Annotated in this window: 18 protein-coding genes; 10 read left to right on the top strand and 8 right to left on the bottom strand. The window is 66.7% G+C overall.

Going from position 1 to position 15,401, the window contains the following annotated elements; all coding sequences use genetic code 11:
• Positions 1-77: 77 nt before the first annotated feature.
• The gene (locus R2N01_RS02110) at positions 78-704 is read left to right on the top strand and encodes an NAD(P)H-binding protein (protein WP_316667967.1); all 627 of its coding nucleotides are present in this window, start codon (positions 78-80) and stop codon (positions 702-704) included.
• 180 nt (positions 705-884) lie between these two features.
• On the opposite strand, the gene R2N01_RS02105 is transcribed toward R2N01_RS02110, so the two are convergent.
• The gene (locus R2N01_RS02105; RefSeq protein WP_316667965.1) at positions 885-2,663 is read right to left on the bottom strand and encodes a DUF726 domain-containing protein; all 1,779 of its coding nucleotides are present in this window, start codon (positions 2,661-2,663) and stop codon (positions 885-887) included.
• Positions 2,664-3,408: 745 nt separating this feature from the next.
• Between R2N01_RS02105 and R2N01_RS02100 the strand changes: the two genes are divergently transcribed.
• Positions 3,409-4,032 (top strand): DUF4230 domain-containing protein, encoded by a 624-nt coding sequence (locus R2N01_RS02100; RefSeq protein ID WP_316667963.1) that lies wholly within the window; start codon positions 3,409-3,411, stop codon positions 4,030-4,032.
• Positions 4,033-4,498: 466 nt separating this feature from the next.
• Here R2N01_RS02100 and R2N01_RS02095 read toward each other — a convergent pair whose 3' ends face one another.
• Entirely contained in the window at positions 4,499-4,795 is a 297-nt protein-coding gene (locus tag R2N01_RS02095; protein ID WP_316668030.1) for a hypothetical protein, read from the bottom strand.
• Here R2N01_RS02095 and R2N01_RS02090 point away from each other — a divergent pair.
• From R2N01_RS02090 to R2N01_RS02080, 3 genes are all read left to right on the top strand, one after another.
• Entirely contained in the window at positions 4,680-4,988 is a 309-nt protein-coding gene (locus R2N01_RS02090) for a lipoprotein LpqH (RefSeq protein ID WP_316668026.1), read from the top strand. The two genes, R2N01_RS02095 and R2N01_RS02090, sit on opposite strands and share 116 nt — an antisense overlap.
• A 124-nt stretch (positions 4,989-5,112) precedes the next feature.
• Positions 5,113-5,556: a DUF6508 domain-containing protein gene (locus R2N01_RS02085; protein ID WP_316667961.1), complete on the top strand. Its 444-nt coding sequence runs from the start codon at positions 5,113-5,115 to the stop codon at positions 5,554-5,556.
• Between the two features lie 230 nt (positions 5,557-5,786).
• Positions 5,787-5,918, top strand: a complete 132-nt coding sequence (locus R2N01_RS02080) for a hypothetical protein (protein ID WP_316667959.1) — start codon at positions 5,787-5,789, stop codon at positions 5,916-5,918.
• Positions 5,919-5,942: 24 nt separating this feature from the next.
• Here the strand turns inward: R2N01_RS02080 and R2N01_RS02075 are convergent, their stop codons facing one another.
• Positions 5,943-6,245, bottom strand: a complete 303-nt coding sequence (locus R2N01_RS02075) for a metalloregulator ArsR/SmtB family transcription factor (RefSeq protein WP_316667957.1) — start codon at positions 6,243-6,245, stop codon at positions 5,943-5,945.
• Between the two features lie 413 nt (positions 6,246-6,658).
• Here R2N01_RS02075 and R2N01_RS02070 point away from each other — a divergent pair, with 413 nt between their 5' ends.
• From R2N01_RS02070 to R2N01_RS02055, 4 genes are all read left to right on the top strand, one after another.
• Positions 6,659-6,910: a type II toxin-antitoxin system RelE/ParE family toxin gene (locus R2N01_RS02070; RefSeq protein WP_316667955.1), complete on the top strand. Its 252-nt coding sequence runs from the start codon at positions 6,659-6,661 to the stop codon at positions 6,908-6,910.
• A 19-nt stretch (positions 6,911-6,929) separates the two neighbouring features.
• Positions 6,930-7,058, top strand: coding sequence for a hypothetical protein (locus R2N01_RS02065; protein WP_316667953.1), 129 nt, complete (start codon positions 6,930-6,932; stop codon positions 7,056-7,058).
• Positions 7,059-7,069: 11 nt separating this feature from the next.
• Positions 7,070-7,213 carry a hypothetical protein gene (locus R2N01_RS02060; protein WP_316667951.1) on the top strand — a complete coding sequence of 48 codons (144 nt, stop codon included), beginning with the start codon at positions 7,070-7,072 and terminating at the stop codon, positions 7,211-7,213.
• Between the two features lie 705 nt (positions 7,214-7,918).
• Positions 7,919-8,104 carry a hypothetical protein gene (locus tag R2N01_RS02055; RefSeq protein ID WP_316667949.1) on the top strand — a complete coding sequence of 62 codons (186 nt, stop codon included), beginning with the start codon at positions 7,919-7,921 and terminating at the stop codon, positions 8,102-8,104.
• 105 nt (positions 8,105-8,209) lie between these two features.
• Here the strand turns inward: R2N01_RS02055 and R2N01_RS02050 are convergent, their stop codons facing one another.
• The 4 genes from R2N01_RS02050 to R2N01_RS02035 form a co-directional block, all read right to left on the bottom strand.
• The gene (locus R2N01_RS02050) at positions 8,210-8,821 is read right to left on the bottom strand and encodes a cation transporter (protein WP_316667947.1); all 612 of its coding nucleotides are present in this window, start codon (positions 8,819-8,821) and stop codon (positions 8,210-8,212) included.
• Between the two features lie 38 nt (positions 8,822-8,859).
• Positions 8,860-9,582, bottom strand: a complete 723-nt coding sequence (locus R2N01_RS02045) for a hypothetical protein (RefSeq protein ID WP_316667945.1) — start codon at positions 9,580-9,582, stop codon at positions 8,860-8,862.
• An 844-nt stretch (positions 9,583-10,426) separates the two neighbouring features.
• On the bottom strand, positions 10,427-11,518 hold the full coding sequence (gene ychF, locus R2N01_RS02040) for a redox-regulated ATPase YchF (RefSeq protein ID WP_316667943.1): 1,092 nt from the start codon (positions 11,516-11,518) through the stop codon (positions 10,427-10,429).
• Between the two features lie 43 nt (positions 11,519-11,561).
• Entirely contained in the window at positions 11,562-12,824 is a 1,263-nt protein-coding gene (locus R2N01_RS02035) for a M18 family aminopeptidase (RefSeq protein WP_316667941.1), read from the bottom strand.
• 154 nt (positions 12,825-12,978) lie between these two features.
• Between R2N01_RS02035 and R2N01_RS02030 the strand changes: the two genes are divergently transcribed.
• A complete protein-coding gene (locus R2N01_RS02030; RefSeq protein WP_316667940.1) occupies positions 12,979-14,265 on the top strand; it encodes a DNA recombination protein RmuC in 1,287 nt (428 codons plus the stop codon).
• Position 14,266: 1 nt separating this feature from the next.
• Here the strand turns inward: R2N01_RS02030 and R2N01_RS02025 are convergent, their stop codons facing one another.
• Positions 14,267-15,328, bottom strand: a complete 1,062-nt coding sequence (locus R2N01_RS02025) for a 4-hydroxy-3-methylbut-2-enyl diphosphate reductase (protein WP_316667939.1) — start codon at positions 15,326-15,328, stop codon at positions 14,267-14,269.
• Positions 15,329-15,401: the final 73 nt, after the last annotated feature.

Below are 15,401 nucleotides of genomic sequence, written 5' to 3'. Positions count from 1 at the left end.
TCCTGCAGGGCTCCCCCGCGTAGTCTCCAACTGAGGCTGTCGACAACCCATCCGCCCGCTCTCGAAAGGGGAACCCCGTGAAACTCCTCATCCTCGGCTCGACCGGCCCGACCGGCACTCATGTCCTGCGCCGCGCGCTCGCGGACGGTGACGAGGTGACCGTCCTCGTCCGCAGCCCCGGCAGGCTGGGAGAGCTCGCCGATCGCCTCACCGTCGTCACCGGCGATGCCCGCAGCGCTGACGACCTGACCAGGGCCATGGCGGGCGCCGAGGCCGTCGTCTCCGCACTCGGACGCAACTCGTCGAGGCGTGCCGAGGGCCTGTTCACCGACGCCGCTGCCGCGATCGTCGAATCGTCCGTCAGCACCGGCACGAGACGCCTCGTGTGGCTGTCGTCCTACGGGGTCGGCGAGACGATCGGCACCGCCTCGCTGCTCCAGAAGCTCATGTACCGCACGATTCTGCGCGATCTCTACGCCGACAAGAAGGAGGCCGAGAAGATCCTGCGCGCCGCGGGCCTCGATCTCACGATCGTCTACCCGACCGCTCTCACCAACGACGAGGCGACCGAATCCTACCGCATCGGCGAGAACCTGCCCATGAGGGGGATGGCCAGGATCAGCCGCGCCGATGTCGGGCACTTCCTGCACAAGGCGGCCCACAGCCCCGAGTGGATCGGCAGGGACGCCGTCATCTCCAGCTGATCCGGTCCGGCCGCCCCGACCGGACCGCGATGCCGACCGGTGGCGCGGCCCTGCAGGCCCCGGCGGCAGTGGGCCGGAGGGCCGACGAGCGGGGTCGGGCGGCATGAGCGGCCCAAGGCCAGCGGGCCGAATACTCAGGAGCCGGGGCGGGGGCGATAACCCGGGACCGGCCGAGGGCCATCAATGCACGAGGTGCACCACGCTCACGTAGTCGCTGTGCCCGGTGACCTGTTCGGACACGTCGACGTTGACCACCTTGTCCTCGGGCTTGGGGTCCAGACCGGCAGAACCAGCCGCTCTCACACCGAAGCTCGCCGCGCGGTACAGCTTCGAGAGCACCGGATCATTCGTCGAGTAGTAGTTGTAGACGCGCTGCCGCACGCCCCTCGAGAGCTCTGCGCAATCGCTCGAGGCCGGGAATGCCCCACCGAGCAGATGAGCCACGACGACGGGGCTCGGCTCGCCGGACGCACCGAGCTCCTGCACCGCCGAGGCCATGGCGGCCGCCCCCAAACTGTGTCCGAGCAGGATGAAGCCCGATTCATTGTTGGTTCTCGAGAGGATCTCCGCCAGGGTGACTCCTGCCAGCTTCGCGCGGTTAACCGCGGTATGCCACGGGTTCGTGAGCACACCGGTCGCCCCGGCCATCACGTTCAGGGGCAGCAGCCCGGGAGCAGCCTTGGCCGCATGGGAGGCCAGACGGCGCACGCCCTGGCCGGCGAGTGTCTTCACGCCGGCGCCCGTGACCAGGGCCCCGAAGTTCTTGAGCTCCTTGGCGCCCCAGCGCACGCGGTAAACCGGGTTGCCCGGATATGCCGTGTCGATCAGGCGCCCCCAGGACTCCCAGGACTCGTCGCTCTCGGTCAGGAACCCGGTCGAGTAGACGACGGCGGGGCCATCGCCGTCGCGCACGCACTCGATGCCGAAGGACTTGTCCCCGCCCAGGTACGCCGTTCCAGCCCGGAGCCCGAAGGTGCTCCCGACGCCCCCGCCCGCGATCGCGATGACGAGCTGCCCACCGGCCATGCCGAGGCCGCCCGCTGCGAGCGGGCCACCGCCCAGCAGGGCGAGCCCGTAGCTCGTGGCCGCCGCACCGGAATAACCTCCGACCACGGCACCAACAGCGCCACCGATCGCCGGCGCCGCGGCGTAGGTCAGAGGAAAGGCCGCAGCGGCTGCGGCCAGGACGAGCGAGCTCCTGCGCGTGGCCTTGATCGCGTCGAAGCGCTCGTACTCGAAGAGATCCTCCCAGTACTCGAGATCGTCGATCCTCATGTCCCTCGACTCGAAGGACGGGATCTCGTGACTGTGCTCCGCGCAGACCGGGAAATTGCCATCCAGAACACCACTGGGACCGAACCCGCGGATGGCCATGTTCGGGCATCTGGGAACCGTGCAGCGAGCAGTGATCACTCCGCATTCGGCGCAGACCCAGGCGTCGCGCCATGGGCCGGGCACGGCCATCGCGCGGTGATGGGTGCGGGCCAGGCAGGCGGAGCACCAGCCGTCCCGATCGTGTTCACCATCCTCCTGAAGTCCGTAGCCATGGATGTTCGCCAGCCGGATCAGGGCCTTCTCGGCCTCCTCGGTTTCTCTGCGAAGCCGTTTGAGCTTCTCGTCGAGGGTCTCCGGTTTCGGCTGGAGCAGCTCCCACAGGTTCTCGTCGAAGCCCTCGGGAGCCGGCTCCGCATCAACCGGCTCGGCCTCGTCACCGGCTCCCCCTGCCGCCGCAAGGCGCTGCATCTTCGTGCAGATGACGCAGTCGAGCAGCCTGGCCCGGAAGGAAGGATTCTGAACGAGCCGCTCCGTTCCAGAGAAGATGCTCTCATCGGCGTCGTGCCCAGCGCCAGGCCACCTGACGACGAGCCGTTCACCATTGCGAAGACTGATCGTCCCCTCGGCCCCATCGGCACCATTCGGCGCATACCGAAAACGAGGGGAGGAATCGCCACTTGACATGATTTCACCTGCTTCTCGTCCGATCGCATCAGAGAAGACGCGATTTCGCGAGCATCATATCCGAAAAAAGCGAGAAGCCTCGGAGAACACCGAGGATCCCCTCTTATCAGGATCAGCGGGGCCTCACCGCAGGAGTGCCGCTGGGCCACCGGCCGTGACGTGCACCAGGCCGCCGCAACGCGACAGCTGCGGCGGGCGGCACCAGCACGACGGCCCGAGAAGGCCTTGCCCCTAGGGATACGAGCCCGAAGTGCCTTCCCTTGAGGATCACCCTGAGAACCCTGATCCGCAACATCCACGAGCCGGCCCTCGGCCGGAGGACGGCGATCGGTGCTCCCATCGACCCGCCGCTCCGCGATGACGGGGAATCGGCGTCAGTTCCGCTGGCCTCGAGCACAGCGGGAGGAGCAGCCGTTCCGGTCCCCCGGGTCCCGGTGGACCGGCCGGATGCCCCCTCTCGCCCCTCCCGGGCCCGATCGAGCAGAAACAGCATCCGGCGCGACCATGAGCACCCCTCGGACCACGACCAGCCCGCCCTCACGATCCCCTCAGGAGTCAGAGCTTACGGATCAGGGATGAGTAGGGGTAGCATGATCGCGTCACCACCTCGCAGAAGAGGACACGTCGAACGCCCCCGCAGCCGAGGGACAGCACAGCAGCCGCTCAACGGCGACCGGCACCCCGAACGAACGCCCCCGCAGCCGAGGGACAGCAGCAACGAGCGATCAGCGCCCCAGGAGAGACCATGAAGAAGTTCAAGCGCGTAGCCATCGTCCTTATCGCCTTTGTCCTCGTCGTCGTCCTCAGTGCTATCGGGCTGTCCATCGCCGGACTGCTGCCGGGCAGTGCCGGGAAGATCGACTCGACGACCATCACCAATTCGTTCGAGGACATCGCCGAGCTGGCCACGGAGGAATACAACTTCACCAATGTCGGCAAGTACACGAAGGACCAGCTCAAGATCGGCGGGGTGAGCATCCCCTTCACCGACAGCTCCTTCCTCATCACCTATTCGGGAACCGTGAAGGCCGGTATCGCGGACATCAGCCAGGTCAGCGCCAGCATCAACGACGCCACCAAGACGGTCACCGTCAAGGCGCCGGCCGTGCGCGCGCTCGATTCGTCGATCGACCCGGCGAGCATCAAGACCTACGATCAGTCGTTCGACATCGTCAACAGGATCAAGGTCGACGACGTGGCGTCCTTCCTCGCCTCCGAGGAGTCGAACGCCGAGCAGATCGCCGAGGACCAGGGCCTCCTGGACAAGGCGCGGACCCAGGCCGAGACCCTGCTGAAGACCCACGTGAAGACGGTGACCGACGGCACGCGGGACGAGAGCTACTCGGTCAACGTCAGCTGGGACGACTGACCTGTCGAGTCCGACGGCCCGGTACGGATCGGGCCGGATCCGTACCGGGCCCGTGGCGGGGACCGGGGCCGGTTGCGGTGATCACCGCGCAGCGGACTCCGATGAGGGCGCACCGTCGCGGCCCGCGGGGTCCTCGGAGCTCCCGACGTCCCGGCCTCCCCGGGTGAGAGCGGCCCCACCGGTTGCCCCGGTTCCGCGCAGCGGCTCGAGCAGGCCTGGAGACGAACTCCTCGGCGGTCGCCCGCGACGGGCCAGCACGATGGCGGCGACGAGCAGGCCCGGGACGGGGGCGGCGAGCGTCCCGGAGAGATCAGCACGTCCACGGGGCCGAGCGGGCCCTCGGACGATTCTGATCCCCCCGCGCGACTAGCTCCTATACTGATTCTCTGACGAAGATTCGGCGCCGTTCACCGACCCGGGCCGCGCCTCCACCAACGACGATCGAGGATGCACAGTTCATGAGGATTCACAGCACCAGGACCATCTCAGCCACGGCCCTGGCCACCGCCCTCGCTCTGGGGCTGAGCGCCTGCGGCGGCAGCTCCTCGGGCCCGTCCACGAGCAGCTCATCGGCGGCTTCGTCCGCCGGCTCCGCATCCGCGGCCTCGGGATCCTTCTCGGCGACGATCGACAGCCAGCCCTTCACGATCGAGAAGGCGACCGTGGCCTGCAGCGCCGAGAACGGCTCCAAGACCGTCCACGCCGCGTCGACGACCACCGGCCAGACGTCCACCTTCACCGCGACCCTCGACGATGCAGACAAGGTGAGCATGGTGATGGCTGCCGAATCCGGCACGCAGGTGCTCAACTTCATGGACGCCGCGGGGATCGGCCACGCCGAGGCCACGGTCGACGGATCGACCTACACCATCAAGGGCGAGGCGCCGGCAGAGACCGCGACGGACGCATCGGCCCCGCTCAAGAGCTTCGAGGCCACGATCACCTGCTCGTCCTGAGCGCACGCCCAGCGTGTCCGGCCCGACTCATGACGACGGGCGGCCCGCCGGGTCCGATGAGGCGCACTGGAACGGATGAGTCGGCCTGGGGAGGGCCGGGGAATCCGGGGAATGGAGCAGGACGATGACTGATGCGGCGCCCCGAGACGCGGTCGAGGAGCTTCTCGCGCTGCTCCGCTCGGGCTACGAGGTGGAGTGGAGAGGCGGAGAAGTCGTCAACGGCTGTGCGAACGCACCGTGGCCGGACTACCACCCGGCAGTCCGGGACGGTCTCGCAGCGGCGGGACGGCTCCTGACCTCGCTCGACGCCCCGGCGCCCACCGCACGGGCCGGTGCGGGCGACTACCGGGAGGGCTTCAGGCGATTCGGGCACAAGCCGATGACGGAACTCGATCGGGAGGAGGCGGCCACGGCCCTCACCTTCGTCGTGCGCACCGAGCGTTTCGTCGACGGCACGATCGCCTCCTGGATCGAGGACGGACGCCTCGAACGACTCCTGGCCAGGGCCCTGCGCCTTGCCGACGGGGCCCGGGCGCCCGGCGCCCCCCCGGTCGACGCGGCGCAGTAGCGATCCCGACGCGTGAGACGGGATCGGGCACCGGTCGCCGAATGGTGGGAGGAGCATCCCGGCACCCCTGGGCCCGCGCCTCAGGCCGCGTGCCGGCAGGTCGGGCAGGTGCAGTCGTCACAGGTGCAGTGGACGCAGGAGTCGTCGCAGTGCTCGCACGTGCAGGTGTTGTGATTGCAGTCCGGGCAGGTGCAGTCGGGGCACTCGCAGATGGCGCAGGTGTCCTGGCAGTGTTCGCACGTGCATGTCATGCACTCGTCGTAGTGGCCGTCGTGCTCGTGGTGGGCGTGCCCGTTGTGGATGTAGTCGACGTGCCCGTTGTGGATGACGGCCTCGTGGCCGCACCGGGGCCATGGGTGTGAGCGTGCTTCTCGGCCTGGACGTGTTCAGCGGTGACAGTCATGATCGTGCTCCTCCATGTGTTCGTAGGCATCGATGAAAATGTGGGCGACATGGTCATCGACGAGCGAATAGATGTTGCTGCGTCCGTCCCGTGCCGCTCGGACGAGGTGCGCATCGCGCAGGAGCCGCAGATGGTGCGGCACCAGGGGCTGCGGCGAGCCCAGCCATGCCACGAGTTCGCTGACATCGCAAGGGCCCGTCGTCAACCGATGCACGATACTGGCCCTGATCGGATCCGCCAGCGCCGCGAACAATGTGACGACGGGTTCGCCAGCGGTGAGCGGCACTGGGTGATCCGTGTACAAAACTATATATAAAAAATATTGCATGAGAAGAGAGGCGAGACTGCCCACGGGCGGACGGGACGCGGGAGCCCTCGCACGGTCCACCGGCGGCGCCGGGCATCCGACCCCACCCCCAGTCGCCACCGGCCGAGCCGCTCTTCAACACCACCGAGTCTAGCCAACCGGCTGCTCGCCCGGGCGTGCTCGGCGCCAGCGACCGCGTCAAAACGCATGAGCAGGCCTCCAGCTTTCGAAGCACGGGAGGAGCTACCACGAGCAGCAGGAATCGCCCTTACCATGCAGAACCTTGCAGGATCTACGCTGTCGCGTGTGTGGGGGTAGATGTCACCTTGATCGCCGACTGACCCAAATCACTGGATCAAGCCTCCTATGAACAAGTCATCGCTGCGATAGATGTGCTCCGCTATCGTGGATCTCCACGACGCCCGCCCGTCGGCACCATCACTGCCGCACGACGCCACAACATGAAGGAACTTCGCTCCGGATCGGCGGGCCGATCCGGGATCCGCATCCTTTTCGCCTTTGATCTTGCGCGCATGGAGATTCTGCTGACCGCAGGCGATAAGGCCGGCAGCTGGACTCAGCGAGACAAGAAGAATATTCTTCACTTATCGATGATTCATTCGACGAACACATCCGCACATTGAGGAGGAGGTGGCCAACAGGATGATGATTGATGATGACAGCCTCACCGAACTCTCTGCGAACCGCGAACGCATTAAGGCGCACAAAACCAGGATGCTCGTAGGGGTTCGCGCCCATCGGCTTCAGGAGGTTGCGAAGATTCCGGACTGACGCAGGAACAGGTGGCTGAACGCATCGGCTTCGGGCAGCGTCAAGTCTCCAAGATCGAGCACGACGATACCGCAGACCGGAAACCGGCGAACAGGCCTAACCTGAACAAAACCGCAGAGCGCGCGGGAAGACAGGCAAATACCGCAGGGTTATGACTGACATGAAATGAAACCGTATCTTTCACGAATTCAGCCCGTCGTCTCGGATGTATGGCTGGCATGAGGTAAAATCGTGTTTTAATGGGTTTGGTGTGTCCTTTTTGGACATGGTCGGGGTATGCGGATCGGGGTCGCCCTGGAAGAGACCGCCGTCCTGCCCCGGTGGAAGAAGCGTTCTGCTGTCTCTGTGTGCTCGTGCGGATGAGGGCCGGAGCCGTTCTGCGCGCTTCTCGTGGTGTCGGTGCGGGCGTCATCGCTGACGTGGTCGAGCGCAGTGAGAAGACCGTTCGGGAGCGGCCGGCCGACTGGCGGGCCACCAGGATGTGCCAGGTGCCGGCCGGTCATGCGGGGGTCAGAACGCGGGCGGAGCCCCGCCCGTGCTCGGAAGGAAGAACTCAGGAGTGTTCTCGCCCGGCCGCCTTCCCCGGGCCGGTGCCGACGCCGGGCCCCGAGCCGCCGGGCCCGTTCGGCGAACGCCGTGACGAGGCGGGCGTCGCCAGGCGCATGGCCGAGGCGGAGAACCCGGGTCGAGGACCCGGTGGAGGCCGGCCGGGGGGTGTACGCCATCGACGGGGCCCGTCTCGGGCACGGGCCGGGATCCGAAGGATGCGGCTCCCCGGAGGACAGCGCACCAGACTGCACGCGGACCGGCGGAAGGCGTCCCGGTCGTTCCTCGGCGCCCTCCCGCTGACCGGCAGAACGATGAGGCCTCACCCGATCGAGGGGAGCCGGAACACCGAGCAGAAAATCCTCGCACTGGACCGGCCCCACCGCGGAACCCACACCGAGAAGATCGCTGTCGTGCTGGACAATGCCCGGTCCCACCGCGCGAAAGCGTTGACCGGCCTCTACCAGCCGGGCCAGCTGCTGGAGCGCATCACGTCCTAAATATCTGAAGAACAGGAAACGACGGAAAAGTTCTCTGATTACATAAGCATCACACAACCCCTCGTCTCTTTCATACCAAACATGGAAGGAACCATCGGCGCTGCTTCAGAAACGTTGTTCAAGAATCGTCTTGATCCCTCCTCGGAGCATGTACAGCGACACCAGCACAGAGCCGATGGTGTCGAGATAGGATGAAGTTTTGGAATTGGGGAACATCAGTATCGCGGCAAGCGTGACGGTCACGCACACATCAACGCCTGATTTTGCCTCGTACAGCCTGGCCTGCACACCCAATATGGAATTGCCCTGCTTCTTGTGAAGAAAAGTGTATCGACGCCAGAAGAAGATATTGGTGGCAGCACCGAGGAACGCGATCACGAGTGCAGGGACGACATTCCCCTTGTCCGCCCTGTCTGACAAGAGGGTCAGGAGGATCATGCTCAGCCCACTCACGCACATGATCACGCCGACGAATCCGTTTCCTTTTCGTTCCAGCGCACGTTTCTGACTCTCGTCCATCTTCCGTTTGTTCGTCACCGTGTACACGGCAAAGGCGACGATGAGCGCCAAGAATTCTGCCGTTCTTCTGGTGAAGTCGGAAAGCTGTGTGGAGCTGTGCCCAACTGTGAGGCCCAGTCCCAGAACCAGTGGTCCGGGAGAGCTCAGCAGCATTGAGGTCAAGAGCGTTCGATATCCACTTTTCTTGTCTTTATCCATAAGTTTATCCGAATCAGTATGCAAGATCAATATAAAAACTACTGGATCAACGAGCATGCCGTACACAAAATTGTCATGGCTGCCGCCGGACAGAAAAGAGTGTCCAAGCCATTGTGAGTCATCAATTCAACTACCGTGGTGACCACCGCTGTCAAAATGGATATCAAAAGAGCCTGCCATGGAGAAAAGGTGTCGTTCCATGAGAGGATCACGAAAACGCTTGCCCAGGATAGGCCGAGCATAGCGAATGTACCTTCCAAGGACTTGTTTTGTGCTTTCCCGATCTTTATTTTCCCGTATCGTTTCCCGATCAGTGCGGCAGCCGCGTCTCCTGGCCCCCAGGCAAAAATGCTGGCAAGGGCGAGGTTTCTGTCCCCAAACCAGCCCCAGCAAACGCCTGCTATCAGCATGAACATGAGGCAAGAAGCACCCAGGCTTTTATGCAGCTCTCCAGCACTTCTTTCGGAAGATACCTCTGAAAGAGAAGAGGTGGCAGGCCACTTTCTCATCAGGAGAAGGACTGGATGTGCCACGACGGCAAACAACGCCATCGTGATCTCTGCGATCCTCCAATCGGCGAAAGCATAAAGCCAAACCGTCAAAACGATAATTGTGGAGAAATGTAGAAATTTCCTGGACAATTCTGGAGATATTGGAACTGCCTTGCGGATGATAAGTATAGACAAGAAGCACAGAGAATATGCGCCAATGATGCAGAACAGACCCTGCAGTCCTGTTTTCATGGAAGCTGTGGTTGCCATATTCACGACTTCTTGTTTAAGGCGGTCGGGTTGATTGTTTTTGGTAATTGGGTTCAGTCTTCTCTGTTCGATTGGAGTGATATGGGTTTTCCGGGTGGCGGTGAACGTCTGGTCCGGGCTGCCTGGTCGTGTTGCCTCCGGTCGGTGCGGGTTCCGTCCGGTGCGGGGTGGCCGGTCGCCCGGCGGGGGTCGTTCCGTGGGGCGTTTCCCGGTTCGGCCCCAGGGGTGTCACGCCCCCAGGGTTCGGGTGGGCCCTGGCCGGGTGGACCCTTGCGGTTCACGGGCATCCATCCCCGGGGTGCCGGCCGGCAGGGGCCGGCCGCGGGCCTCCGCGTACCCCGGACCGGGAGGCACCGGGGCCCGCGGCCGGGGCGGGGACACCCGTGACACCCCGGACCGGCGGACGACCCCTGCCGGCCATGAGCGGGGCCCGCCCGACAGCCCCCGCGGCCCGGGGCCGCGGTACGGGCCCTCCTCCGGGGCCGGCCGGACAGTCACGCCGTCCACGGCCATGATCTTCCGGACGATCTGCGCGCTGGCCCTTGATCCCGTGGCGGTACGGGCCCGGCCCGGATACGGCCGATGGCCGCAGAATCCGGCCCGGACCACCGAACAGCCCCCGAGAACAACCCACCCGGCGAACCCGACACCGCACCCCGGCACCGACACGACCAGACCTTCTGCCCCGCACCGGGAACACCACTTCCTACCGGTGTCCGAAAAACCTAGAGCACTCCAACCGCCCCACCTCACATCTCACTTTCTCACCCGATGTTCTCGCCAAGACATCAGAAACGACAACTCACCGCCGATGAGAACACCAACGGGCGAAGAGATGACTCCATCATTTCATACCTCCGGACGCGATCCCCGTCCTGAACTCCACCACGTCCCCGTCCCGCATGACGTAGTCCTTGCCCTCCAGCCGCACCTTCCCGGCCGCCTGGCACGCCTTCTTCGAGCCGTACTCGACGAGGTCGTCGTAGCCGACCACCTCGGCCTTGATGAAACCCCTCTCGAAGTCGGTGTGGATCACGCCGGCCGCCTGCGGGGCGGTCCAGCCCCTGCGGATCGTCCAGGCGCGGGACTCCTTCTCCCCCGCCGTGAGGAAGCTCTGCAACCCGAGCGTGTCGTAGCCGACGCGGGCCAGCTTGTCGAGGCCCGGCTCGTCGACGCCCATCTCGGCGAGGAACTCGCGGGCCTCGTCCTGATCCATCTCGACGAGCTCGGCCTCGAACTTGGCGTCGAGGAAGATCGCCTCGGCGGGGGCCACGAGTTCGCGGGTGCGGGCCATCAGCTCCTCGTCGGCCAGCTCGTCCTGGTCGCAGTTGAAGACGTAGATGTACGGCTTGGCAGTCAGCAGCCACAGATCGCGCAGCGGCTCGGGGTCGAGGCCCGCCTGGGAGATGCCCTTGCCGGCGCTCAGGGTCTCGTAGGCCTCGCGGTAGGCGGCCGCGCGGGGGCGCGACTCCTTCTTGATCGCAGCCTCCTTCTCGACCCTCGGCAGCGCCCTCTCCATCGTCTGCAGATCGGCGAGCACCAGCTCGGTGGTGATCGTCTCCAGGTCGGAGGCCGGACTGATCGAACCAGCGACATGCGTGACATCGGCGTCCTCGAACATGCGGGTGACCTGGCAGATCGCATCGGCCTCGCGGATACTGGCGAGGAAGGCGTTGCCCATGCCCTCGCCCTGGCTGGCGCCCTTCACGATGCCTGCGATGTCGACGAAACTCACCGTGGCGGGCACGAGGCGCGCCGAGCCGAACATCCTGCCCAGCACCTCGAGACGGGGCTCCGGCACCCCGACCACCCCCACGTTGGACTCGATCGTCGCGAACGGGTAGTTCGCCGCGAGCACGTCGTTGCGGGTCAGCGCGTTGAACAGGGTCGATTTCCCGGCGTTGGGCAGGCCAACGATTCCAATGGTGAGTGCCACGTCCGCCCAGGTTACCCTTCTGCGGTTCTCCGCTCGTGCCGCCTCAGGCACCGGCCCAGTAGGCGCCCAGGGCCTGCGACAGGTACCAGGGATCGCTGGTGCCGCACATCTCGCGGGTGGAGTGCATCGACAGGATCGGCACGCCGACGTCGACGGTGGCAATGCCGAGACGCTGGGCGGTGATGGGGCCGATCGTCGTGCCGCAGGCCACGTCGTTGTTCGAGACGAACGACTGGTGCGGCACGCCGACGGCGCGGCAGGCCCGCTCCCACAGCACGCTCGAGGCGGCGTCGGTGGCGTAGCGCTGCTGGGCGTTCACCTTGAGCGCGGGGCCCCGGTTCATCGCGGGCTGGACGACGGGATCGTACTTGCCCGCATGATTGGGGTTCACCGCGTGCGCCGCATCGGCCGAGACGCACGAGCTGCGGGCCAGCAGCGCCTGGTAGGCGTCACGGCCCAAGCCGTAGCCGTCGGCGATGCGCACCAGGGCGTCGGACAGGATCGGGCCGGCCGCCCCGCAGGCGGTGCCCGAACCGACCTCCTCGTGGTCGAAGGCGGCGAACAGCGCGATGTCGCGGCCGGGCCGCACGGTCCGGATCGCCTGGTAGGCCGGGTAGGTGGACGAGAGGTTGTCGAGCCTGCTCGAGGCGAAGAACTCGCTGCCGATGCCGAAGACGGCCGGGGCCTGCACCGGGTAGACGTGGATGTCACCGAAGGCGGTCTCGCCGGCGGGGACGCCCGCTTGGGCGCACACCCATTCGAAGACGTCGGGCCCATCGCCGAGGCCGTAGCTGGGCATGAGCTCGTACTGGCGGTCGATGGACAGGCGCTCATTGACGCTGCGGTCGAGATGGGGCGCGATCTGGCTGATGCGCAGCACCGGACCCGTAGCGACCAGGTGCTCGGCGCCGTCGAGCGTGACGATACGACCGGCCAGGCCGAGCTCGCGGTCGAGCCAGGAGTCGAGCAGCGGACCGCCGTAGACCTCGACGTTGGCCTGCTGCCAGCCGGCCCGGGTGAAGGACGGTTCGGGCTTCAACTTGAGAGCCGGCGAGTCGGTGTGGGTGCCGACGATGCGCACCCCAGCGTCGGGCGCCAGCTGCTCGGGCGCGGCCCAGGCGACCAGTGCGCCGCCGCGGGTGAAGAAGCGCCTGCCGCTGACGCCCGCCCAGTCCTGACGCTCGTCCAGGCGGGTGAATCCCGCCGCGACGAGGCCGTCTGCCATGGTGGCAACGGCATGGTAACTGGTCGGACCGGCCGAGACGAACTCCGCGAGGCCCGACATGAACTGCATGGGATCCGGCATGGGTCCATTCAAGCAGTCCCATCGGCAGAACCGCCGGGCACGAGCCCCATCAGGCCGCCGCAAGACGCCGCCATGGGCGGCTCCGTCCGAGGGAACCCGTGGGCGGCGGCCCGTGCAGCACGGAAATGTCGGTGCCCGCTGCAAGAGTATGGGCATGGACGCCATTACCCTCATCTGGGCCCTCGTCCTGGTCGCCGTCGGCCTGGCGATCGGCTTCCTGCTGGGCCGCTCCCAGGCGCGTTCGCAGGAGGGCGACCGGCGGTTCGAACTCGTCCGCACGAGAGCCGAGCGCGACGCCTCGGTCGCGCAGCTGGAGGCGCTCACGTCCGACCGCACCTCGATGGCGCGCGAGTTCCAGCGCCTGTCGGCCGCCACCGCCGAACAGCAGGCGGCCAGCGTCGACCGCACGGCCAAGGACAGGTTCGACCAGACGCGGATCCTTCTCGAGCCGATCAGCCGGAGCCTGCAGGCGATGAACGACCGCCTGCTCCAGGTCGAGCGCGACCGGGCCCAGGGCGCCGCCGATCTGCGGCGCCAGGTGGACACCGTCGCCTCCAGCAGCGAGTCGCTGCGCAGGCAGACCGCGGCCCTCGTCACGGCCCTGCGCCGGCCGCAGGTGCGCGGCGCCTGGGGCGAGACCCAGCTCAAGCGCGTCGTCGAGATCGCCGGCCTGGTGGAGCGGTGCGACTTCGACACCCAGGTGGCCGTCACCACCGACGACGGCGGCCTGCGCCCCGACATGCGGGTGAACATGGCCGACGGCAAGGTGATCTTCGTCGATGCCAAGACACCGCTGGGCAACTTCATCGACGCGTTCGCCACCGACGACCCCGACCAGCGCACCGCGCTGCTCGGCCAGTACGTCAAGAACGTCACGGCCCACATCAACCAGCTGGGCGCCAAGAACTACTGGCGGCTCGACACCGGCAGCCCCGAGATGGTGATTCTCTTCCTGCCCTCGGACGCGCTGCTGCAGGTGGCCCTCGACCAGCGTCCGGACCTGCACGAGTACGCGGCGGACCATTCCATCTTCCTGGCCAGCCCGTCCATCCTCATCCCGATGCTGCGCGCCGTGCAGCACGGGTGGAAGCAGGCGGCGTTCACCCAGTCGGCGCGCCAGATCGCGGCCTTGGGCAACGAGCTGTACGAGCGGCTGGCGACGATGAGCAGTCACCTCGACAAGCTGGGCAGGTCGTTGTCGAATTCCGTCGAGGCCTACAACAAGACGATCGGTTCGCTGGAGCAGCGCGTACTGGTCAGCGCACGCAGGATCAACGAGCTGCGGCTGGCCGACGGGGTGATCGACAGCCCGCGCGCGGTGCAGGCGAGCCCGCGCGTCATGACGGCCCCGGAACTGGTCGGCGACCGGGCAGCGGCGGGCCCGGGCACCGCGGACGAGTACGGGGCCAAGGGCTCCCCGTCGGCCACCGGGGAGCCGTGAGTCAGGCCTCGGCGGCGGCCGCAGCCGGCGACGTCTTCGCCCCGGCCCCCGCAGCGGCCTCGGCCCCCAGCGGGGAGCCCGGCCTGCGAATGGGTTTGCCGGCCCGACGCGAGCGCAACTCGGGCGGCAGGGCGAAACTCAAGGACTCCTCGACCAGACGCTCCTCGGCCGCCCTCGGGTAGCCGAGCTCGGCCAAGCGGTCGAGCACGCCGTCCACCAGGCGCTCGGGCACCGAGGCGCCCGAGGTGATGCCGACCGTCGTCGCGTCCTCGAGCCATGTCGGATCGATCTCGCCGGCGTTGTCGACACGTTCAGCGCGCTTCGCGCCATTCTCCAGGGCCACCTCGACGAGCCGCACCGAGTTCGACGAGTTGCGCGAACCCACCACGATCACCAGGTCGGAGTGCTGGGCGACCTGTTTGACCGCGCCCTGACGGTTCTGGGTGGCGTAGCAGATGTCATCGCTCGGCGGGTCGATGAGATTCGGGAAGCGGCTGTGCAGGCGCTCCACCGTCTCACGGGTCTCATCCACGCTCAGCGTCGTCTGGGTGAGCCAGGCCAGCGGGGCGTCGGGGGAGATGTCGAGCTCGTCGACGTCATCGGGGGTCTGCACGAGCGTGATGTTGTCGGGGGCCTCGCCGGTGGTGCCCTCGACCTCCTCGTGGCCGGCATGGCCGATGAGCACGATCGGCACGCCCTGTCTGGCGAAGCGCCTGGCCTCGTGGTGCACCTTGGTGACCAGGGGGCAGGTGGCGTCGATGGTGCGCAGCCCGCGCTCCTTCGCCTCGGCGCGGACCGCGGGCGAGACGCCGTGCGCTGAGAAGATCACCAGGGAGCCGGAGGGCACTTCGGCGAGTTCGTCGACGAAGACCGCGCCCTCCTGCTCGAGGGTCTCCACGACATGCCTGTTGTGCACGATCTGCTTGCGCACGTAGACCGGCGCGCCATAGGCGGCCAGGGCCTTCTGCACGGTGACGACGGCACGGTCCACGCCCGCGCAGTAGCCCCGGGGCGCGGCCACGACAACGCGCCTGGCGGGCCGGGAGGCCGACACATCACTCATGCCGCACAGTCTATGAGTCGGATCCGCATCCCCGCTCTCCCCGGCGGCTCGAGGTTTGCCGGCAGGCGCCGGG

Origin of the sequence: uncultured Propionibacterium sp. (assembly GCF_963539965.1) — a bacterium.
GTDB lineage: Bacteria > Actinomycetota > Actinomycetes > Propionibacteriales > Propionibacteriaceae > Propionibacterium.
This window is presented reverse-complemented; position numbering and strand designations above follow the sequence as displayed.

Excerpts from the sequence above, each read along its gene's own strand:
- R2N01_RS02105 (WP_316667965.1), bottom strand. The coding sequence starts at position 2,663 with ATGTCAAGTGGCGATTCCTCCCCTCGTTTTCGGTATGCGCCGAATGGT.
- R2N01_RS02100 (WP_316667963.1), top strand. The coding sequence starts at position 3,409 with ATGAAGAAGTTCAAGCGCGTAGCCATCGTCCTTATCGCCTTTGTCCTC.
- R2N01_RS02085 (WP_316667961.1), top strand. The coding sequence starts at position 5,113 with ATGACTGATGCGGCGCCCCGAGACGCGGTCGAGGAGCTTCTCGCGCTG.
- R2N01_RS02065 (WP_316667953.1), top strand. The coding sequence starts at position 6,930 with ATGATGATTGATGATGACAGCCTCACCGAACTCTCTGCGAACCGCGAA.
- R2N01_RS02055 (WP_316667949.1), top strand. The coding sequence starts at position 7,919 with ATGAGGCCTCACCCGATCGAGGGGAGCCGGAACACCGAGCAGAAAATC.
- R2N01_RS02050 (WP_316667947.1), bottom strand. The coding sequence starts at position 8,821 with ATGGATAAAGACAAGAAAAGTGGATATCGAACGCTCTTGACCTCAATG.
- R2N01_RS02045 (WP_316667945.1), bottom strand. The coding sequence starts at position 9,582 with ATGGCAACCACAGCTTCCATGAAAACAGGACTGCAGGGTCTGTTCTGC.
- R2N01_RS02035 (WP_316667941.1), bottom strand. The coding sequence starts at position 12,824 with ATGCCGGATCCCATGCAGTTCATGTCGGGCCTCGCGGAGTTCGTCTCG.
- R2N01_RS02030 (WP_316667940.1), top strand. The coding sequence starts at position 12,979 with ATGGACGCCATTACCCTCATCTGGGCCCTCGTCCTGGTCGCCGTCGGC.
- R2N01_RS02025 (WP_316667939.1), bottom strand. The coding sequence starts at position 15,328 with ATGAGTGATGTGTCGGCCTCCCGGCCCGCCAGGCGCGTTGTCGTGGCC.